12 protein-coding genes and 3 pseudogenes are annotated in these 17,963 nt (G+C 74.4%); 10 read left to right on the plus strand and 5 right to left on the minus strand.

Annotation, left to right across the window (positions count from 1 at the left end; translation table 11 throughout):
• Positions 1-3 precede the first annotated feature (3 nt).
• The 6 genes and pseudogenes from ACQEVS_RS10450 to ACQEVS_RS10475 form a co-directional block, all read left to right on the plus strand.
• Positions 4-618: a TetR family transcriptional regulator gene (locus ACQEVS_RS10450; protein WP_004953102.1), complete on the plus strand. Its 615-nt coding sequence runs from the start codon at positions 4-6 to the stop codon at positions 616-618.
• A gap of 227 nt (positions 619-845) precedes the next feature.
• Positions 846-2,171: a prenyltransferase/squalene oxidase repeat-containing protein gene (locus ACQEVS_RS10455; RefSeq protein ID WP_433018417.1), complete on the plus strand. Its 1,326-nt coding sequence runs from the start codon at positions 846-848 to the stop codon at positions 2,169-2,171.
• The gene (locus ACQEVS_RS10460) at positions 2,168-2,875 is read left to right on the plus strand and encodes an SCO2322 family protein (RefSeq protein ID WP_433018420.1); all 708 of its coding nucleotides are present in this window, start codon (positions 2,168-2,170) and stop codon (positions 2,873-2,875) included. Before ACQEVS_RS10455 ends, ACQEVS_RS10460 begins: the two co-directional genes overlap by 4 nt.
• Positions 2,845-3,955 (plus strand): annotated as a pseudogene (locus ACQEVS_RS10465) (energy-coupling factor transporter transmembrane component T); the annotation flags it as partial. The gene ACQEVS_RS10460 and the pseudogene ACQEVS_RS10465, both read left to right, overlap by 31 nt.
• A 346-nt stretch (positions 3,956-4,301) precedes the next feature.
• Positions 4,302-5,994 (plus strand): annotated as a pseudogene (locus ACQEVS_RS10470) (ABC transporter ATP-binding protein); the annotation flags it as partial.
• Between the two features lie 428 nt (positions 5,995-6,422).
• Positions 6,423-7,304: pseudogene (locus tag ACQEVS_RS10475) on the plus strand (ECF transporter S component); the annotation flags it as partial.
• A gap of 432 nt (positions 7,305-7,736) precedes the next feature.
• Here the strand turns inward: ACQEVS_RS10475 and ACQEVS_RS10480 are convergent.
• Entirely contained in the window at positions 7,737-8,189 is a 453-nt protein-coding gene (locus ACQEVS_RS10480; protein ID WP_433027422.1) for a GNAT family N-acetyltransferase, read from the minus strand.
• 301 nt (positions 8,190-8,490) lie between these two features.
• Here ACQEVS_RS10480 and ACQEVS_RS10485 point away from each other — a divergent pair, with 301 nt between their 5' ends.
• Positions 8,491-8,910, plus strand: a complete 420-nt coding sequence (locus tag ACQEVS_RS10485) for a transglycosylase SLT domain-containing protein (protein WP_433018423.1) — start codon at positions 8,491-8,493, stop codon at positions 8,908-8,910.
• A gap of 275 nt (positions 8,911-9,185) precedes the next feature.
• Here ACQEVS_RS10485 and ACQEVS_RS10490 read toward each other — a convergent pair whose 3' ends face one another.
• Positions 9,186-9,548: a DUF6086 family protein gene (locus tag ACQEVS_RS10490; RefSeq protein WP_433018426.1), complete on the minus strand. Its 363-nt coding sequence runs from the start codon at positions 9,546-9,548 to the stop codon at positions 9,186-9,188.
• Positions 9,549-10,260: 712 nt separating this feature from the next.
• Here ACQEVS_RS10490 and ACQEVS_RS10495 point away from each other — a divergent pair.
• The 3 genes from ACQEVS_RS10495 to ACQEVS_RS10505 are packed head-to-tail and all read left to right on the plus strand — an operon-like array spanning position 10,261 to position 12,267.
• Positions 10,261-10,893: a DUF6230 family protein gene (locus tag ACQEVS_RS10495; protein ID WP_433018429.1), complete on the plus strand. Its 633-nt coding sequence runs from the start codon at positions 10,261-10,263 to the stop codon at positions 10,891-10,893.
• A gap of 1 nt (position 10,894) precedes the next feature.
• Positions 10,895-11,530: a DUF6114 domain-containing protein gene (locus tag ACQEVS_RS10500; RefSeq protein ID WP_433018431.1), complete on the plus strand. Its 636-nt coding sequence runs from the start codon at positions 10,895-10,897 to the stop codon at positions 11,528-11,530.
• Positions 11,527-12,267 carry a hypothetical protein gene (locus tag ACQEVS_RS10505; protein WP_433018434.1) on the plus strand — a complete coding sequence of 247 codons (741 nt, stop codon included), beginning with the start codon at positions 11,527-11,529 and terminating at the stop codon, positions 12,265-12,267. Before ACQEVS_RS10500 ends, ACQEVS_RS10505 begins: the two co-directional genes overlap by 4 nt.
• Positions 12,268-12,382: 115 nt before the next feature.
• Here the strand turns inward: ACQEVS_RS10505 and ACQEVS_RS10510 are convergent, their stop codons facing one another.
• The 3 genes from ACQEVS_RS10510 to ACQEVS_RS10520 form a co-directional block, all read right to left on the minus strand.
• The gene (locus ACQEVS_RS10510) at positions 12,383-12,826 is read right to left on the minus strand and encodes a nuclear transport factor 2 family protein (RefSeq protein WP_433027425.1); all 444 of its coding nucleotides are present in this window, start codon (positions 12,824-12,826) and stop codon (positions 12,383-12,385) included.
• 442 nt (positions 12,827-13,268) lie between these two features.
• Positions 13,269-15,311 carry a phosphatase PAP2 family protein gene (locus tag ACQEVS_RS10515; RefSeq protein WP_433018437.1) on the minus strand — a complete coding sequence of 681 codons (2,043 nt, stop codon included), beginning with the start codon at positions 15,309-15,311 and terminating at the stop codon, positions 13,269-13,271.
• 496 nt (positions 15,312-15,807) lie between these two features.
• Positions 15,808-17,961: an MFS transporter gene (locus ACQEVS_RS10520; protein WP_433018440.1), complete on the minus strand. Its 2,154-nt coding sequence runs from the start codon at positions 17,959-17,961 to the stop codon at positions 15,808-15,810.
• Positions 17,962-17,963: the final 2 nt, after the last annotated feature.

Genomic DNA, 17,963 nt, shown 5'->3' on the forward strand with positions numbered 1-17,963 from the left:
GACGTGGGACAGAAGACCGCAGACCCGAGAGCCGCCTCCGCCCCGGCCGCCCCGCTGACCCAGCGTCAGGAGGCCCGGCGGCGCAGCATCCTCGCCGCCACCACCCGGCTGGCGAGCCGCGGCGGCTTCGACGCGGTCCAGATGCGCGAGGTGGCCGAGTCGTCGAACGTCGCCCTGGGCACGCTCTACCGCTACTTCCCCTCCAAGATCCATCTGCTGGTCGCCACCATGCAGGACCAGTTGGAGCAGCTCCACGAGACGCTGCGCAAACGCCCCCCGACGGAGACGGACCCGGCCGCCCGCGTCGCCGGCACCCTGATGCGCGCCTTCCGCGCCATGCAGCGCGAGCCGCACCTCGCCGACGCCATGGTCCGCGCCCTGACCTTCGCCGACCGCTCGGTCAGCGCGGAGGTGGACGCGGTCTCCCGGCTGACCACGGCGATCATCGTGGACGCGATGGACCTCCCGGTGCCGCCCGGCCCTGAACAGCTGTCGGTGGTCCGGGTGATCGAGCACACCTGGCACTCGGCCCTGATCACCTGGCTGTCGGGGCGGGCGTCCATCGCCCAGGTGAAGATCGACATCGAGACGGTGTGCGGGTTGATCGGGCGGCGCTGAGCGGTACGGGTGGGCGGCGCTGAGCGGTGCGGGTGGGTGGCGGCGAGCGATGTCGGCGGGGGCGCCGAGCGCGGAGACTCCCGGCCCCCTCCCCCCGCCCGGTTAAAGTGGGCACAAATCGACAAGAGCGCCCACGCCGCCGCCGCGACCCCGAGAGGCACCCCACCCCCATGGCTCCCTCCCCCGCCGCCCGTACCCGCAGGGCCACCCGTATCCGTAGGGGCGCCGTGACCCGTAGGGGTGCCCTGGCCCGTAGCGGCGTCCTGGCCCGCAAGGGGGCCGTCGCCCTGGCCGGCGCGGCCGTTCTGAGCGCCGCCGCGGTCCCGGCCGCACTCGCCGACGCGTCCCCGTCCGCCGCGTCGCCGAACGCGGCGGCCCCCGGCCTCTATGGCAGCGCCGACCCGAAGTTCGACGGCGTCTTCCGGCAGTCGCTGGCGTTCCTCGCCCAGCACTCCACGGGCGTCACCCCGGCCAAGCCGGCGATCGACTGGCTGGCCGGGCAGCAGTGCGCGGACGGCGGGTTCCCGGGCTTCCGGGCCGACACCGGCAAGCCGTGTGACGCGGCCAAGGACGAGTTCCCCGACCAGACCGCCGCCGCCGTGCAGGCGCTCGCGGCGGTCGGCGGGCGCGGCCGGCAGGTCGAGAAGGGCCTCGCGTGGCTGAAGGGCCACCAGAACGGGGACGGCGGCTGGGGCATGAACCCCGGCGCCGAGAGCAACGCCAACTCGACGGCCGCCGCCGTCGGCGCGTTCGCCGCGGCCGGCCAGGACCCGGCGCAGGTCCGGTCCAAGGACGGCAAGAGCCCCTACGACGCGCTCCTCACCTTCCAACTGGGCTGCGACGCGCCGGAGGGCGAGCGCGGCGCGTTCGCGTGGGCGCCGCAGAAGGGCAAGCTCAACGCCGACAACTTCGCGTCCGCCGCGGCCACCACGGCCGCCCTCGGCAAGGGCTACCTCGTCGAGCCGGCGGGCGGAGCGGACGGCAAGGAGAACAAGCCCGTCCAGCCGCTCGCCTGCTCCGGCGACGGCGACGGTGCCAAGGCCAAGCCCAAGGACGCGCCCTCCGCCGCCGCGGCCTCCGCCGCGTACCTGGCGAAGAAGCTCGACGCCGGGCGCGGCCACTTGGAGGCGTCCATGCCCGGCGCCCCCAAGGGCCCCGACTACGGCACCACCGCCGACTCGGTCACCGCGCTCGCCGCGGGCGGCCACCGCGAGGCGGCCGGCAAGGCGCTGGACTGGCTGAAGTCGGCCGACAGCAAGACCCTGGCCTGGGCCGAGGGCGACAACCGCAAGGGCGACCCCGGCCGGCTGGCCAAGCTGGTGCTCGCCGCCCGCGCGGTGGGCGCCGACCCGCGCGACTTCGGCGGCACCGACCTCGTACAGAAGCTGAACGCGACCGGCCCGGCCCCGGAGTCCGTCGCCACGTCCGACGAGGAGAAGAAGGACGACGAGAAGGGCTCGTCGTCCGGCAACTGGTGGTTCGTGGCCGTCGCCTTCGTCGCCGCCGTCGGCGTGGGCTTCCTCTTCAGCAACCGCCGGAAGAAGCAGCGGTGACCGCTGTCCCCTCCTTCCGCACCACCGCGGCCCTGTCCTTCCGCACCACTGCGGCCCTGCTGCTCGCCGGTCTGCTGGCGGTGCTCGCCGGGGTGACGGCCGCCGCGCCCGCGCACGCGGCCGGCTACCGCTACTGGTCGTTCTGGCAGGCCGACGGCAAGAAGGCGAGCCACGGCTGGACGTACGCCACCCAGGGCCCGTCCCAGGCCCGGCCCGGCGACGGCGACACCGTGGGCTTCCGCTTCGCCGTCAGCGCGGACTCCTCCGACGCGACGAAGCCGCGGAGCGCACCGGACTTCGCCGCCGTCTGCGACCGGACGCCCGCCCGGGACGGCGGCAAGCGGATCGCCGTCGTCCTCGACTTCGGCACGCCCGCCGACGCCCCCGGCGGCGAGCGCCCGCCGGCGGGCCGGACCGCCTGCGCGCGGGTCGCGGACGACGCCTCGGCCGCCGACGCCCTCGCGGCCGTCGCCAAGCCGCTGCGCTACAACTCGGCCGCCCTGCTGTGCGGCATCGACGGCTACCCGCGGACGGGCTGCGGCGAGAAGGCGGAGGCCACCGCGCCGAAGTCCGCCGAGCCCAGGGCGGAGGAGGAAGAGGACGGTTCCGGCGGGCCCTCCGCCGGCCTGATCGGCGGCGTCGCGGCCGTCGTCGCGCTCGGCGCCGCCGCCGCGTGGCAGGCGCGCCGCCGGCGCGCGCGGTGACGCCGGCGCTGCACCCCGGCGCGTGGTGGATCTGGGCGCTGGGGCTGGCCGCCGCCGCGTCCCGGACGACCAACCCGCTGCTGCTCGCGCTGCTGGTGGCCGTCGCCGGTTACGTGGTGGCGGCCCGGCGCACGGACGCGCCCTGGGCGCGCAGTTACGGGGCGTTCCTCAAGCTGGGGCTGGTGGTGATCGGCGTCCGGCTGCTGTTCGCGTTCTTCCTCGGCTCCCCGATCCCCGGCACCCACACCGTCGTCGTCCTCCCCGAGATCCCGCTCCCCGACTGGGCGCGGGGCGTGCGGCTGGGCGGCCGGGTGACGGCCGAGGGCCTGGTGTTCGCCCTGTACGACGCCCTGCGGCTGGCCGCCCTGCTGGTCTGCGTGGGCGCCGCCAACGCGCTCGCCAACCCGGCGCGGCTGCTGAAGTCCCTGCCGGGGGCGCTGTACGAGGCGGGGGTCGCGGTCGTCGTCGCCATGACGTTCGCGCCGAACCTCGTCGCGGACGTCCAACGGGTGCGCGCCGCGCGGCGATTGCGCGGCCGGCCGGACCGGGGGATCGCCGGCCTGCTCCAGGTGGGGCTGCCGGTGCTGGAGGGTGCCCTGGAACGTTCGGTGGCCCTGGCGGCGGCCATGGACGCGCGCGGCTACGGCCGCACCGCGCAGGTCCCGCCCGCGGTGCGGCGCACCACGGCCGCCCTCACCCTCGGCGGCCTGCTGGGCGTGTGCGCCGGAACGTACGGGCTGCTGGCCGACGAGGGCGCCGGGTACGGGACGCCCCTGCTGCTCGCCGGCGTCGTCGCCGCCCTCGCCGGACTCCGGCTGGGCGGCCGCCGCTCGGTCCGCACCCGCTACCGCCCGGACCGCTGGGACGCGGCGGCGTGGCTGGTCGCGGGCTCGGGCGCGGCGGTGACGGCCCTGATGGTGTGGGCCGGCACCTACGCCCCGGAGCCCCTCCACCCCCCGGCCGTCCCCCTGACGTCCCCGGCCCTGCCCCTGTGGCCCGCGGCCTCGATCCTCGTCGGCCTGCTGCCGGCACTGCCCCTGCCGGGACGGCGGGGCGGCAACGGCCCGGAGCGCGCGCCGTCCGGCGGGCGCCCGTCGCCCGGGCGGCCGGGGCACACGCCGCCCGGCCCGGGCGGCCCCGCGTCCGGCCCGGACGGCACCCGCCGCCCTGCCCGGGGCGCGGTAGGACCGCCCGCCGGGCTCGGCGGCGCGTCCCCGCATCGGGGGGACCGCCCGGATCCGTACAGGTACGGATCCGGATACGGGCACGGGCACGGGCACGGGTACGACAACCGGCCGGGCACCGGCGGGAGTCCGTCCCCCACCCCGGGCCGGCCGCCCGTCGGCGCGGAGCCGTCCCGGGTGCGCCCGGCCGTCGCGCCCGCCCCCGCCACACCCACCGCAGCACCCCGAAGGAGCCGCACCCGGTGATCCGCTTCGAGCAGGTGACGGTGACGTACCACGACGCCGCCGCGCCGACCCTCCGGGATCTCGATCTGACCGTTCCCGAGGGGAGTTGTGTCTGCTGGTCGGGCCGTCCGGGGTCGGGAAGTCGACGCTGCTGGGCGCCGTGAGCGGGCTGGTGCCGCACTTCACCGGGGGACGCTGCGCGGCCGGGTCACCGTCGGCGGGCGGGGCACCCGCACCCACCGGCCGCGTGAACTCGCCGACGTGGTCGGCACGGTGGGCCAGGACCCGCTCGCGCACTTCGTCACCGACACGGTCGAGGAGGAACTGGCCTACGGCATGGAGTCGTTGGGGCTGCCCGCCGACACCATGCGCCGCCGCGTCGAGGAGACCCTCGACCTGCTGGGCCTCGCCGACCTCCGGGACCGCGCCCTGCGCACCCTCTCCGGCGGCCAGCAGCAGCGCGTCGCCATCGGTTCGGTGCTCACGACGCACCCGCGCGTCCTGGTGCTGGACGAGCCGACGTCCGCGCTCGACCCGGCCGCCGCCGAGGAGGTCCTCGCGGTGCTGCAACGGCTCGTCCACGACCTGGGCACCACCGTGCTGCTCGCCGAACACCGGCTGGAGCGGGTGGTGCAGTACGCGGACCGGGTGGTCCTGCTGCCCGGGCCGGGCGAGCCGCCCGTCGTCGGCGGACCGGGCGAGGTGATGGCCGTCTCGCCGGTGCACCCGCCCGTCGTCGCCCTCGGCCGGCTCGCCGGCTGGTCCCCGCCGCCGCTGACCGTGCGCGACGCCCGGCGCGCCGCCGCGCCGCTCCGCGCCCGCCTCGCGGACGTTCCGCCGCCGGCCGCGCGCGCCGCCGCACCGGCCCCTGCCGTGGCGGACGCACCCCGCGGTCCCTCCCGCTACTTCCGCCGCTTCCGGCGCACCACCCCGGCCGCGCCCCCCGCCGGTACCCCGGCCCGCACCCCGGCCGCCGAGGTGACCGGCCTGGCCGTCCGGCACGGCCGGGTGGACGCCCTGCGCGGGGTGGGCCTCACCGTCCGGCCGGGCGAGACGATCGCGCTCATGGGCCGCAACGGCGCCGGCAAGTCCACCCTGCTGCGCACCCTCGTGGGCATGCACGAGCCGGCCCGCGGCACGGTCCGCACCGGCGGTGCCGCGCCGCACCGCACCGGCCCGCGCGAGCTGCTGCGACACGTCGGCCTCGTCCCGCAGGAACCCCGCGACCTGCTGTGCGCCGACACGGTCGGCGCCGAGTGCGCCGCCGCCGACCACGACGCCTCCGCCACGCCCGGCACCTGCCGCGACCTGGTCTCCGGCCTGCTCCCCGGCGTCCCCGACGACGCCCACCCGCGCGACCTCTCCGAAGGCCAGCGGCTCGCGCTCGCCCTCGCCGTCGTCCTCGCCGCCCGGCCGCCGCTGCTGCTCCTCGACGAGCCGACGCGCGGCCTCGACTACGCGGCGAAGGCCCGCCTGGTCGAGATCCTGCGCGGCCTGGCCGCCGAGGGCCACGCGATCGTCCTGGCCACCCACGACGTGGAACTGGCCGCCGAGCTCGCCCACCGCGTCGTCGTCCTGGCGGAGGGCGAGATCGTCGCCGACGGCCCGACGGCCGACGTCGTCGTCGCCTCGCCGGCCTTCGCACCGCAGGTGGCGAAGGTGCTGGCGCCGCAGCCGTGGCTGACCGTCGCACAGGTGCGGGACGCGCTGGGGGCGACGGGGGCGGGGGTGGAGGCGGGCGCGCCGGGGGCGGCTCCCATGGGAGCGGACGGCCCGACCTCGACGGGGCCGAATCCGACCCCAACCCCGACGGGACCGGAGCCGTCGGGGACGGGCCGGTCGGGGACGGACCCGTCGAGGCCGGTCCTGGCGGGGACGGACCTGGCGAGGTCGGACCTGTCAGGGACGGGCCTGGCGGGAACGGACCCCTCACGGGTGGACGCCTCACGGACGGACCGTACGGGACGGGACGCGCCGGAGAGGGGCCCGTCAGAGCCGGGCTCCAAGGGACCCGGCGCGCCGGGGACGGACCCGTCAGGGACGGGCCCCACAGGACCGGACCCATCAGCGCCAGACCCGTCAGGGACGGCCCCCACAGGACCGGACCCCACAGGCCCGGGTCCGTCCGGGGTGTCCTCGTGACCGCGCCGACTCGGCCTCGCGTGACGGCTCAGCCGCGCGTGAGAACGCGGGCCCGCGCCGTCCGCCTCGGCCGTCGCTCCGCCGTGGCGCTGCTGCTCCTGACCGTCGCGGGCGTCATGGCGTTCGGCTGGCCGCTGCTGGCGGCCCCGGCGTCCGGGCTGGCGCACTCGCGCGACGCGCCCTGGCTGTTCGCGGCGCTGCTGCCGTTGCTCCTCGCCGTCGTCGTGGCGACCATCGCCGACACCGGCCTGGACGCCAAGGCCGTCGCCATGCTCGGCGTCCTCGCGGCGGCGGGCGCGGCGCTGCGCCCGCTGGGGGCGGGGACGGCCGGGATCGAGCCGATGTTCTTCCTGATGGTGCTGGCGGGACGGGTGCTGGGCCCGGGTTTCGGGTTCGTCCTCGGGGCGCTGTCGATGTTCGCGTCGGCACTGCTCACCGGCGGGGTCGGGCCGTGGATGCCGTTCCAGATGCTGGCCATGGGCTGGGTGTCGCTGGGCGCGGGCCTACTGCCGGGCGCGGACCGGCTGCGGGGCCGCCGCGAGCTGCTGATGCTGGCGGCGTACGGCGCGGTGGCGTCGTTCGGTTACGGCACGGTCATGAACCTGCAGGGCTGGCCGTACATCGCCGGCCTCGGCACAGGTGTCTCCTTCGTCCCGGGCGACCCGCTGGGCGACAACCTGGCCCGGTTCGCCGCGTACTGCCTGACCACGTCCCTCGGCTGGGACCTGCCGCGCGCGGCGGTCACCCTGGCCGCGACGCTCCTCCTGGGACCGGCGGTGCTCAAGGCGCTACGGCGGGCGACTCGCCGGGCCGCGTTCGAGGCACCGGTGACGTTCGAGGAGCCGGTGGCGTCGGAGGGGCCGGTGACGCCGGAAGGGCCGGTGACGTCAGAGGGACCGGTGAAGCCGGAAGGGCCCGTGGCGTCGGAGGCGCTGGTGGCGTCCGGCAGGTCAGTGGCGCCCAAGGGGCCGGCAACGTCGGAGGAGCCGGTGCCTTCCGAAGGGCCAGTGGAGTCCGAGGAGCCAGTCGCGCCGGAAGAGGCAGTCGCGTCCGAGGAGCCGGCAGCGTCGGAGGAACCGATGCCGACCGAGGCGGGGGTGTCGCCCGAGGCGGGGGTGTCGCCCAAGGCGGAGACGTCGCCCAAGGCGGAGACGTCGCCCAAGGCGGAGACGTCGCCCAAGGCGGAAATGTCGCCCGAGACGCAGGCGACCTCCGAAAGGGCGCCGGCGTCCGAAGGGTCGGTGCCGGACAGCCGTCCCGCGCGGAAGCCGGGCGGCGGCGCGTAGCAGCACAGCCGGGCAGCAGTGGCGTCACGCCATGGCCGCCTCCGCCATGGCCACCGCCTCCGCCTCGGACAGGCCCAGCGGGAACACCAGCTCCGGGCGTTCCCACATGATCCTCGACGGCACCACGGGCAGGGTCCCCGTGCGCACGGCGCCCATCGCCAGGTAGAAGCCCTCGGCCGGCGGGTGGGAGACGACGCGCACCCAGCCCAGACCGGCGGCCCGGGCCCGCTCCTTCATATGGGCCACCAGGGCCCGGCCCACGCCGAGCCCCTGCGCCGAGTCGGCGACGAACATCAGGTCCAGCTCGGGCGGGTCGAGCAGGAGCGCGTAGAAGCCGAGCCGCCGGCCGGAGTCGGCGGAGGGGCCGTCGACCACGGCGACGAACACCGAGTGGGCGGCGAGGTAGTCCCGGCCGACCGTGTAGCCCTCGACCATCGGGGCGTACATGCCGTCGTACGCGCGGGAGGACCGCACCATCCGGGTGAGGGCGGGTGCGTCGGATGCCTCGGCACGCCGTATGACGTAAGAGATGCTCACGAAGCCAGGGTATTACCAACCCGTGAGGGCCCCCACATGACCCGCGCCACAAACGACCCTCTTTCGTGGAAAACCCCCTCGATTCCGCACGCCGGACGGCAAGCGCTGCCTCTCTCCTCCGATCCTCCCTAGTAACCACCGGCCGTTGCACCGCCCCGGAACCGTCCCGCAGGTTGGTTGAGCCGCCAGGGACCGCACGGTCCGGCGGCGCTGTCCTGCCCCCGACGGAAGGTTCTCCTCCGTGACGTTCTCGACCATCAGCCGCCTCGCCTCCCGCAAGCTGACCGCCGGCGCCGGTGCCGCCGTGGCCCTGGCCGCCGCGGGTGCCGTCCTCGCCTCCGGTCCGGCCCAGGCCGCGACCGCCGCGCCGCAGGCCGCCGCGCAGGAGACCGCCCGGCAGATGATCAAGGATGAGGGCCAGTTCCAGTGCTTCAGCAACATCGTCGAGCATGAGAGCGGCTGGAACCCCACCGCCACCAACGCCTCCAGCGGCGCCTACGGCCTCGTCCAGGCCCTCCCCGCCTCGAAGATGGCCTCGGCCGGCGCCGACTGGCAGACCAACCCCGCCACCCAGATCAAGTGGGGCCTGGACTACATGAAGGACCGCTACGGCAGCCCCTGCGGCGCCTGGTCCTACTGGCAGGCCCACCAGTCGTACTGACCGGCCCGCCCGGAGACGACTCGCGAACGGCGGCGGCCGCCTTCCCCGGTTCAGGGGGGAAGGCGGCCGCCGCCGTTTCGCGTACCGGCACGCCCTCACCGGGGCCGCACCGCCCCGACACCCTTGACCGTGCGCAGCACGGGCGTGCTCTCCTGTCCGGTGACCGCGCCCAGGGCGAGCCGCCGCGTAAGGCAGCGGCGAAGACGGCCATACCCGGGTCCTCGCGCCTTCCGGTCGCCCCTTCGGTCACCGCGCTTTTCCGTCCGGCGGCACGGTCAGGGCGCCACCAGGCGCAGGTTCATGCCGGAGACCTGGGCGAGGTACCGTCGCTCGCGTTCCGTCCGTCCCCTGAAGGGAATGCCGCAGCGTTCCAGCAAGACGAGGGAGATGGGGAGCACACCGTCCAAGAGCCGGTGGACGAGGTCGTCCTCGTATTCCGTGCGGTAGGCCATCGCCCTTTTGACGAACAGCTCGAAGGCGGGAACGTCGATCCGGTACAGCTCTCCGGGAATGGCGATCAGCCCAGTGGCACGTCCCAACGCCGCGCCGACGGCCTCGGCCATCCCCGAATAAAGGGCACCCAGCCGGAGGTGCGGCATCCAAATGGTCTTGTCGCCGACGTCGAACAGATAGCTCAAGTCGTCCACCTCAATCATCTGCCCGCGTCCGGATGCGGCGCGCGAAACGCGCTGAGGCACAGCCCAACTGGGCACGAGTTCAGGTGCCTTACCGGACTTGACGAATCACATGCCGATGGGGGCGTTTCCCGTAGCCCTTGACGTACTGCCGGCCCCGGTGCACGGCCGCTTCCTCTCCGCACAGCATCCCGGCACCCTCGCGCCGACATCCGTGACGGTGCCGCCGAAGCCGTCCGGGTTGTCCATCTTCGAGTTCCGCTCCACCCTCTTCAAGTGGTATTCGCAGACCGGGCCGAGACCGGCCCCCTCCCTCGGCATCGCCGACCGGGTCCGGGCCGCCGTCCTCGTGGCCGGCGCGGGCCCCTCCGCCGGACGGGACGGGCCGCCAACCCCCTTACGGGCGACGGAAATCGGCGTGCACCCGGGCCCTTGTCAGTGCCCGGCTGCGGACTTACTCTCGGGTACACCTTGCGGGACGGCGGGTTCGTCCCCCTGCGCGTCCACCGTGTCGCGCCTGGGCGCGGCGGACGCCTCTTCACGTCACGTGTAGCACGCGCACCAGGTACACCAAGCACACCACGTACACCGGATGCACCGGATACACCGCTAAACGCACCTCGCACCTCTGCCACTACGCGGACATCGCGGCCGGCACGGGCACCCACGGCACTCCGGCAGCGTTGTCGCACCGCCCACGGAGGGGACACGCAGCATGAAGGACGCACAGGGAAGACAGGTGACGGGCCGGGTCAGGTGGCGGAAATTCGCCGTACTGGCCGTCCCCGGGTTCGCGGTCACGGGCGCGCTGGCCGTGGCGCTCTCACAGGGCGCGCTGGCCGCCTCGTTCGCCGTGTCGGGGCAGGAGTTCAAGGTCTCGGCGAAGAGCATGACGGGCGAGGGGTTCGCGCAGTACGGCGGACTGGACTACAACCTGCGCAACGGCGAGGACCACCCCTTCCCCGTGGCCGTGACCGCCCTGAAGAAGGCGAAGATCAACGGGCTCTGCCAGTCCGTGGTGACGACCATCCCCGTCATCGGGACCTTCTCGCTGAACATCTCGGCGGGCAACGACCCGAACAAGCCGGTGGAGGCCAAGGACCTGGTCCTGGACGTCAACCAGCTCGAAGGCGACGCCGACTTCGACAACATCGAGATCGGCCGGGACGCCTCCACCCTGGACAAGGGGCCCACGACGGCACAGGGCATGCAGGACCTCTTCGCCCAGCAGGCCGACAAGGTCACCATCAAGGACGTCAAACAGGTCGCGTACGCCACGACCGCCGCCAAGTTCAAACTCTCGGGCCTGAGTCTCAAACTCCACACGGGCAAGTCGGAGTGCTTCTGACGTGACGTCCGGCACCGAGGCACGCCGTCATCCCTGGCTGGCCTGGCGGACGTGGCGCAAGGGCCGCCCCTTCTGGGGCGGTCTGCTCAGCACCCTCGCGGGGGCCGAGATCTGCGCCATTCCGCTGGGGCCGCTGAAGATCATGCTGGTCCAGGGGATCACCGGCATCCTGTCGATCCTGATGGGCCTGGTGATGATCATGATGGGGCTGAGCGCCTGGTTCGCCCCCTCCTACCGGATGTTCGCCGGGATCGTCACTGTCATGTGCGCCGCCGCGGCACTGGTCCTCTCCAACCTCGGCGGGTTCCTGCTGGGGACCCTGCTCGGAGTCATCGGCGGCAGCATGGTCTTCGCCTGGCAACCGCACCAACAGCGGCAACCGCACCAGCCGCCACATCCGCAGCAACCGCCGCATCCGCCGCCGGACGGACCGGAGGACGGACCGCCGGACGGACCGGAGGACGAGCCCGTCGAGCCGGCGGCGGGTCATCCCGCGGCGAGCCCGCTTCCCCCCGCCGTCCCACCCGCCCCGCCGCCACCCACCGCACCCCCACGCGTCCCCCTCCGCAAAACCCTCCGCGATTCCCTCCGCAAAGTCCCCCAAGCACCACCCCTCCCGCCGAAGGAGCCGCAATGACCGCACCGCTCCCCCGCCTCCGCGCCCGCACCCTCCTCGCCGCCGGGGCCGGCTTGTCCATGGCCGCCGCGCTCGCCCTCACCGGCGCCGGAACCGCCTCGGCCGGAACCGCCTCCGGAACCACGGCGACCGGCCCGGCCCGGGCCGCCGACGCCGCCTCCACCACCGTCACTCCCGCCGGCCACTCCTTCACCGCGAAGCTCAATGGGAAGGCGACGTTCAAGGCCGGTTCCGTCACCGTCACGTGTACGGTCTCCAGCTCCGAGCCCTCGGCCGACAGCGGCAACAACCGGATCCCCGACGCCCCCGGCAACCACAACGCGTCCGGCCCGGTGAGCAACAACATCAACCCGCCCACGTTCAGCGGCTGCACGACCAGCATGCCGGGCGTGAGAGCCGCCGTGGAGACCTCCGGCACCTGGACCGTCGCCATGCAGAACGGGGACCCGATCGTCGCCACCCTGGGCATGCCCACCGCGGGCTTCAAGCTCACCACGACGGGCCTGGCGTCCTGCACCGTCACGGCGGCGCCCACCGGCCCGGCGAGCCTGCCGGCCGTGTTCACCAACGGCGACGCCGACAACCCGTCGCAGATCACCCTCACCGGCGCCCCGGCGCCCGTGAAGGTCGAGGGCGGCTTCGGCTGCCCGACGGCCGCCAAGACGTCCGCGTTCAGCGCGGTCTACGACGTCACCGACGTCACCGACCCCGCGTCGCGCGTCCTCGTCGGCGAGTGACCGGCGCTTGATTGACGATTGAGCGTCCACTGAGCGGCGGCTGAGCGGCGGGTGACCGGGGCTCGCCGCCGGATCCGGTGACGACCGCGCCCGCCGACAAGCCGTCACCCCTCCGTCACCCCTCCTCCGGCTCCCGCCCGCCGCGCCCCCGTCGGCGGGCGGGGGCCGGCTCCGCGCACGCCTCGGCGATCACGGCGGTGTCCCAGTAGAAGGGCCGTACGCGGGCGATCCGCCCGTCCCGCACCTCGATCGTCTGGACGATGGGGAACTCCAGTTCCCGCCCGGTCGCCCGGGCCCGGGCGCGGACGCGGCTGTGGACGACGACCGTGTCGCCGTCGACGCCGAGGAACCGCTGGTCGAGGATGTCGAACCGCTCCCAGGCCAGGCTCATCGCGAGGAAGAACCGGGCCATGCCGGCGTGCCGGTGCCAAGTCCCGCCGTACGGCAGGGAGTCGGCTTGGTGCAGCACCACGTCGTCCGCGAAGTAGGGGGCGAGGAGGTCGAAGGAAGCGGCGCCGGGGCCGCCGGCGGCGAGGTAGCGGGCCTCGGCCTCGTACATGCCCTTGAGGACCGACAGGGGGTCGGCGGTGGCGGCCGCCGCCGACGACGCGTCCGCGGTCGGCGGCGCCTCCGACACCGCCGCCGAGGGAGAGGGCACCGTCGCCGGGGAGACCACCGGAGAGGGCGCCGAAGAGACCGCCGGCGAGGGCGAAGGTGACGGAGATGAGGGCGACGAGGGGGATGAGGGCGAAACCGCCGGAGATGTCGTCATGCCGCCAGCATCGTCCGGCCTGAACCGGGCGCGCTGGCGGCCGTCGGACGTCTACGTCACCCGGCACGTCACCCGGCGGCCCCAGGAACGGCCGGGATCGGCAACGGCCAGGACCGGCGACGGCCGTGGCCGACAACGGCCAGGCCGGCCGCAGCCGTCCCCGGGCCGAGGCCGGCCCCCGGCCGAGCACAGCCCCAAACCCCGCCCCGACCCGCCTCAGCCGCGCCCGTCAGCCGCCGACCCGCGCGGGCGGCGCCGCTCCGGCGGTCTCGGCGTCGTCCCCCCTGCGCGCCGCCGGGATCCGGGCGAGCGCGGTGCGGCCCGGCCCGGTCAGCGCGTACTGGATGCCGAAGCCGCTGGCCACCACCAGCGCGCCGCCGCACGCGTCGAGGACGTAGTGGTTGGCCGTGCCGATGATCACCAGGAAGGTCATCATCGGGTAGACCATCCCCAGCGCCTTCATCCACACCTTCGGCGCCACGACCGCGATCATGACACCGCACCACAGCGACCAGCCGATGTGCAGCGAGGGCATCGCCGCGTACTGGTTGGACAGGTCGGTGAGCGCGCCGAAGTCGGGGTTGGACAGGTCCTGCGGGCCGTTCGCCGTGTCGATGAAGCCGCGGCCCGGCATCAGGCGCGGCGGTGCCAGCGGGTACGCCCAGAAGCCGACCAGCGCCAGCAGAGTGGCCAGGGCCAGGGCCGTGCGCGCCCACCGGTAGGTGGCCGGGCGGCGTACGTACAGGAAGGCCAGCAGGGACAGCGGCACCAGGAAGTGGAAGGTGCCGTAGTAGTAGTTCATGGTGTCCTTGAGCCAGCCGATGCCCGCCACGAAGTGGTTGAAGCCATGCTCGAAGTCGATGTGCAGGAACTCCTCGGCACCGATGATCTGCCGGCCGTGCGACTCCGCGAGGCCCCGCTCGTCGGGCGCGCTGGCGCGGATGTACGAGTAGACGAAGTAGCCCACCCGTATCAGCATCAACTCCAGCAGCAGATTGGGCCGGTTGAGCGGCCGCTTCCAGAACCTCAGCAGCGGCACCCACGCGAACCGGCCGCGCTGCGGCTCGGCGACCGGCGTCGGCGCGGGCCGGTCCCACATCGGTGATGTGCGGGTGAGGAACGGCACGGCGCAGGCCGCGGCGAGCGCGGCGAGCAGCGGCGCGTTGTCGCCGATCGGGACGAGGACGGGGTTGTCCGGGACGATGATCGTGTGGTTCAGCGTCATGACGAGCACGACGAGGACGGGCCACACCATCCGGTCCGCGCGCCGCTTGCCGACGCGCCCGGCGATGGCCAGCAGGATCCACAGCTGCTGGTGCTGCCAGGCGGTGGGCGACACGGCGACCGCGACGCAGCCGGTGATGGCCGTGGCGAGCAGCGGCTGCCCGTCCCGCGCGTAGTGCGCGGCCCGGCGCAGGCCGAGCACGGCGACGGCGACGGCCAGCACCCCGTACAGCGCGATCTCCCCCGGCCCGCGCAGGCCGAGGCGGAGCAGCAGGCCGTGCAGCGACTGGTTGGTCAGCCCGTCGGGCTTGTCGCCGAGGCCGGCGCCGGCGATGTGGTGGATCCAGTACGTCCAGGAGTCGTCGGGCGCCACCGCCCACGCCAGGGCGGTGGCCGCGGCGAACGTCGCACCGGCGGTGACGGCCGCGCGGCGGCGGCCGGTCAGCCACAGCAGCGGGGCGAAGAGGAGGACGGCCGGCTGCAGCGCCGCCGCGACGCCGACGAGGACGCCGCTCGCCCGCCCGGACCCCTGTGCCAACCGCGGTACGCAGCAGGCCAGGAGGACGAGCAGGACGGGGATGATGCTGGTCTGGCCGAGGTTGAAGGTGCTGCGGACCGGCAGCGACAGCACGGTGAGGCTCACCGCGACGGGGGCGGCCAGCAGGGCGGTACGACGGGAGAGCGGCCCGGGGAGCGCGCGGGCGGCGAGCAGCGCGACGGCGACGACGAGCAGCAGCGTCGCGAACGTCCAGCCGATGCCGAGGCTGCGCTCCGCCGCGTTGGTCAGCGGTCTGAGCACCAGGCCGCCGACCGGGGTCCCGGTGAACCGGTCGTCCTCGTAGAACGAACCGCGCGTCCGCAGGACGCCGTGCTCCCCTATCCACGTGGCCAGGTCCGTGAACCGGCGGTCGGGTGGTCTCCGCAGCACCACCGCCGCCTGGCGCACGGCCAGGACCCCGGCGATCAGCCAGAGGGCTCCCAGCGCCACGACGGTCCGCGAACCCGCCCGCGGCGGGTCGCCCGCCCCGCTCCGCTCTGCTTCCACCACGCCTTGCCGCTCCTCCGGTCGCCCGGCTCGGTCACCCTCGTCCGGCTCTTTGAGACCTTACTGAGTCCTGCCGAACAGCCGCAGGTCGCCCCCAGGTCACCTCAAAGACGCCGAACGTGGCCGGAATGCGTCCCCTTAGGGGGCGGGTTGCCCGCAAGCCCGGCCATTTCGGGCGGCGGGACGCCGGAGTGGGGCGCGGGAGGAGGGTGGGAAGCGTGCGGAACGGGGGGCGAGGCCCGCACGCCGGGGCGAGCCTCGCCCGTACGGGTGCACCCTGACGTCGCCCGGCCGGTGCCGGAGACGCGCCGCGACCCGGCCGAGGCCCGGGCGCTGTACGCCCCGCACGGTTACACCGCCGTCGAGCCGTATGTACACGGCCCTTACACGGAGGTGTGGCCGGGCAAGGCGCCGGACGGCCGGCGCGGCGGTGCCGGCGCGGCAGTACCGAAGCGGCGGTACCGGAGCGGCGGTACCGGGACGACGGCACCGGCGCGCCTCACGGGAGCCGGTGATCGGCCAGGTCGTGCCGGTGCTTCCCGTCGTGCGGCTGCTCGGCGTCCGATCCGCACAGCTCGCCGCACAGCTCGCGGACGAGCGCGTCGAGGTCCGTCGGCCGGTCCGGCGTCCACCAGTCGCCGAGCAGTTCCGCGAGTGACTCCTCCCGTACCCGGAACAGCAGGTCGGCCTGGTCCCGGCCCGCGTCGGTGAGGAAGATCCGGAGCCCCTCGCGGCGTACGAGGCGGCCCGATTCGAGCTGCCGGACGGCGTCGGTGACGACGCGCAGCGGGACGTCGACGCGTTCGGCGAGGGCGGCCGGCTCGGCGTACCCGTGCCGCCGGGTGCGCAGCAGCAGCCAGCTCGCGGCGGGGTGCAGGTCGAGGCCGGCGCGTTCGGTGATGCGCTCGTAGATCCGCTTCTGGCCCTCGCGGCTGCCGAGCACCGACAGGGCGCGGGCGACCTCGTCGTGCGAGGAGCGTTCGACGGGGTTGCTGGAGACGACCTCGCTGTGGTCGGGGGCGGTGACCCCGGCGCGCAGCGGCTCCTCGCGCAGGAACCAGGCGAGGACGAAGGCGGCGATCCCGGCGGGGACGGCGTAGAGGAAGACGTCGGTGATGGAGTCGGAGTACGCGGCGAGGACGCCGCCCTTGGCGGCGGCGGGCAGCCGGTCGACGGCGCGCGGGTCGGCGGTGAGCGTGCCGGGGTTGAGCCCGGGCGGCAGCGGGACGCCGGCGAGGGCGTCGGTGACGCGGGGGGCGAGCTTGTTGCTGAAGATCGTGCCGAAGACGGAGACGCCGAACGACGCGCCGATGGACCGGAAGAAGGTGGCGCCGGAGGTGGCGACGCCGAGGTTCTCGTAGGCGACGGAGTTCTGCACGATGAGCACGAGCACCTGCATCACCAGGCCGAGCCCGAAGCCGAACACGAAGAAGCAGACGCTCATCACGGTGGTGCTGGTGGCGGGCCGGAACTGGTGCAGGAGCAGCAGCCCGACGCACATCACGGCGGTGCCGGCGATCGGGAAGACCTTGTAGCGGCCGGTGCGGCTGACGATCTGCCCGGAGGCGGTGGACGAGATCAGCATGCCGGCGACCATGGGCAGCATGTGGACGCCGGAGAGCGTGGGCGTGACGCCGTGCACGACCTGGAGGAACGTCGGCAGGTAGGTCATCGACCCGAACATCGCGAAGCCGACGACGAAGCCGATCACCGAGCAGAGGGTGAAGGTGTGGTTCCGGAACAGCCCCAGGGGCAGCACGGGTTCGGCGGCCCGCCGTTCGACGAGGACGAACGGCACCAGCAGCGCCACGCCGAGTGCCCCGAGCCCGATGATCTGCCAGGACGACCAGGGGTAGCTGACGCCGCCCAGCGAGGTCATCAGGACCAGGCAGGTGGCCACGCCCGCGATGAGGAAGGTGCCGAGGTAGTCGATGCGGTGCGGGGTGCGGCGGACGGGGATGTGCAGGACGGCCGCGATGACAGCGAGCGCGACGATGCCCACGGGGACGTTGATGTAGAACACCCAGCGCCAGCTGAGGTGGTCGACGAAGAGTCCGCCGAGCAGCGGGCCGAGCACGCTCGTCCCGCCGAAGACCGCCCCGAACAGACCCTGGTAGCGGCCGCGTTCGCGCGGCGGGACGATGTCGCCGACGATCGCCATCGACAGCACCATGAGGCCGCCGCCGCCCAGGCCCTGGACGGCCCGGAAGGCGATCAGCTCGGGCATGTTTCGGGCGATGCCGCACAGCACCGAGCCGATCAGGAAGATCACGATGGCGGTCTGGAAGAGCTTTTTCCGGCCGTACTGGTCGCCGAGCTTGCCCCAGAGCGGGGTGGCCGCCGTCGAGGCGAGCATGTAGGCGGTGACCACCCACGACAGGTGCTCCAGGCCGCCGAGGTCGCTGACGATGGTGGGCAGGGCGGTGGACACGATCGTCTGGTCGAGCGCCGCGAGGAGCATGCCCAGCAGCAGGGCCCCGATCGCGAGCCGGACGGTACGGGCGGGGTGCTCGTCGCCGGGGGCGGGGGCGGTCGCCGTGGCCGCGGCGGCAGCCGCATCGGCCGGGACGGACGCGGGCACGGCGGCGCCCGAGGTGTCCGGTGCACCCGGGGTGCCCGGGGTGTTCGGGGTGCCCGGGGTCTCCTGGGACATGG

Origin of the sequence: Streptomyces sp. CA-181903 (genome assembly GCF_050937075.1) — a bacterium.
GTDB lineage: Bacteria > Actinomycetota > Actinomycetes > Streptomycetales > Streptomycetaceae > Streptomyces.

Excerpts from the sequence above, each read along its gene's own strand:
- ACQEVS_RS10505 (WP_433018434.1), top strand. The coding sequence starts at position 11,527 with ATGACCGCACCGCTCCCCCGCCTCCGCGCCCGCACCCTCCTCGCCGCC.
- ACQEVS_RS10520 (WP_433018440.1), bottom strand. The coding sequence starts at position 17,961 with ATGTCCCAGGAGACCCCGGGCACCCCGAACACCCCGGGCACCCCGGGT.
- ACQEVS_RS10495 (WP_433018429.1), top strand. The coding sequence starts at position 10,261 with ATGAAGGACGCACAGGGAAGACAGGTGACGGGCCGGGTCAGGTGGCGG.
- ACQEVS_RS10480 (WP_433027422.1), bottom strand. The coding sequence starts at position 8,189 with ATGGTGCGGTCCTCCCGCGCGTACGACGGCATGTACGCCCCGATGGTC.
- ACQEVS_RS10510 (WP_433027425.1), bottom strand. The coding sequence starts at position 12,826 with ATGTACGAGGCCGAGGCCCGCTACCTCGCCGCCGGCGGCCCCGGCGCC.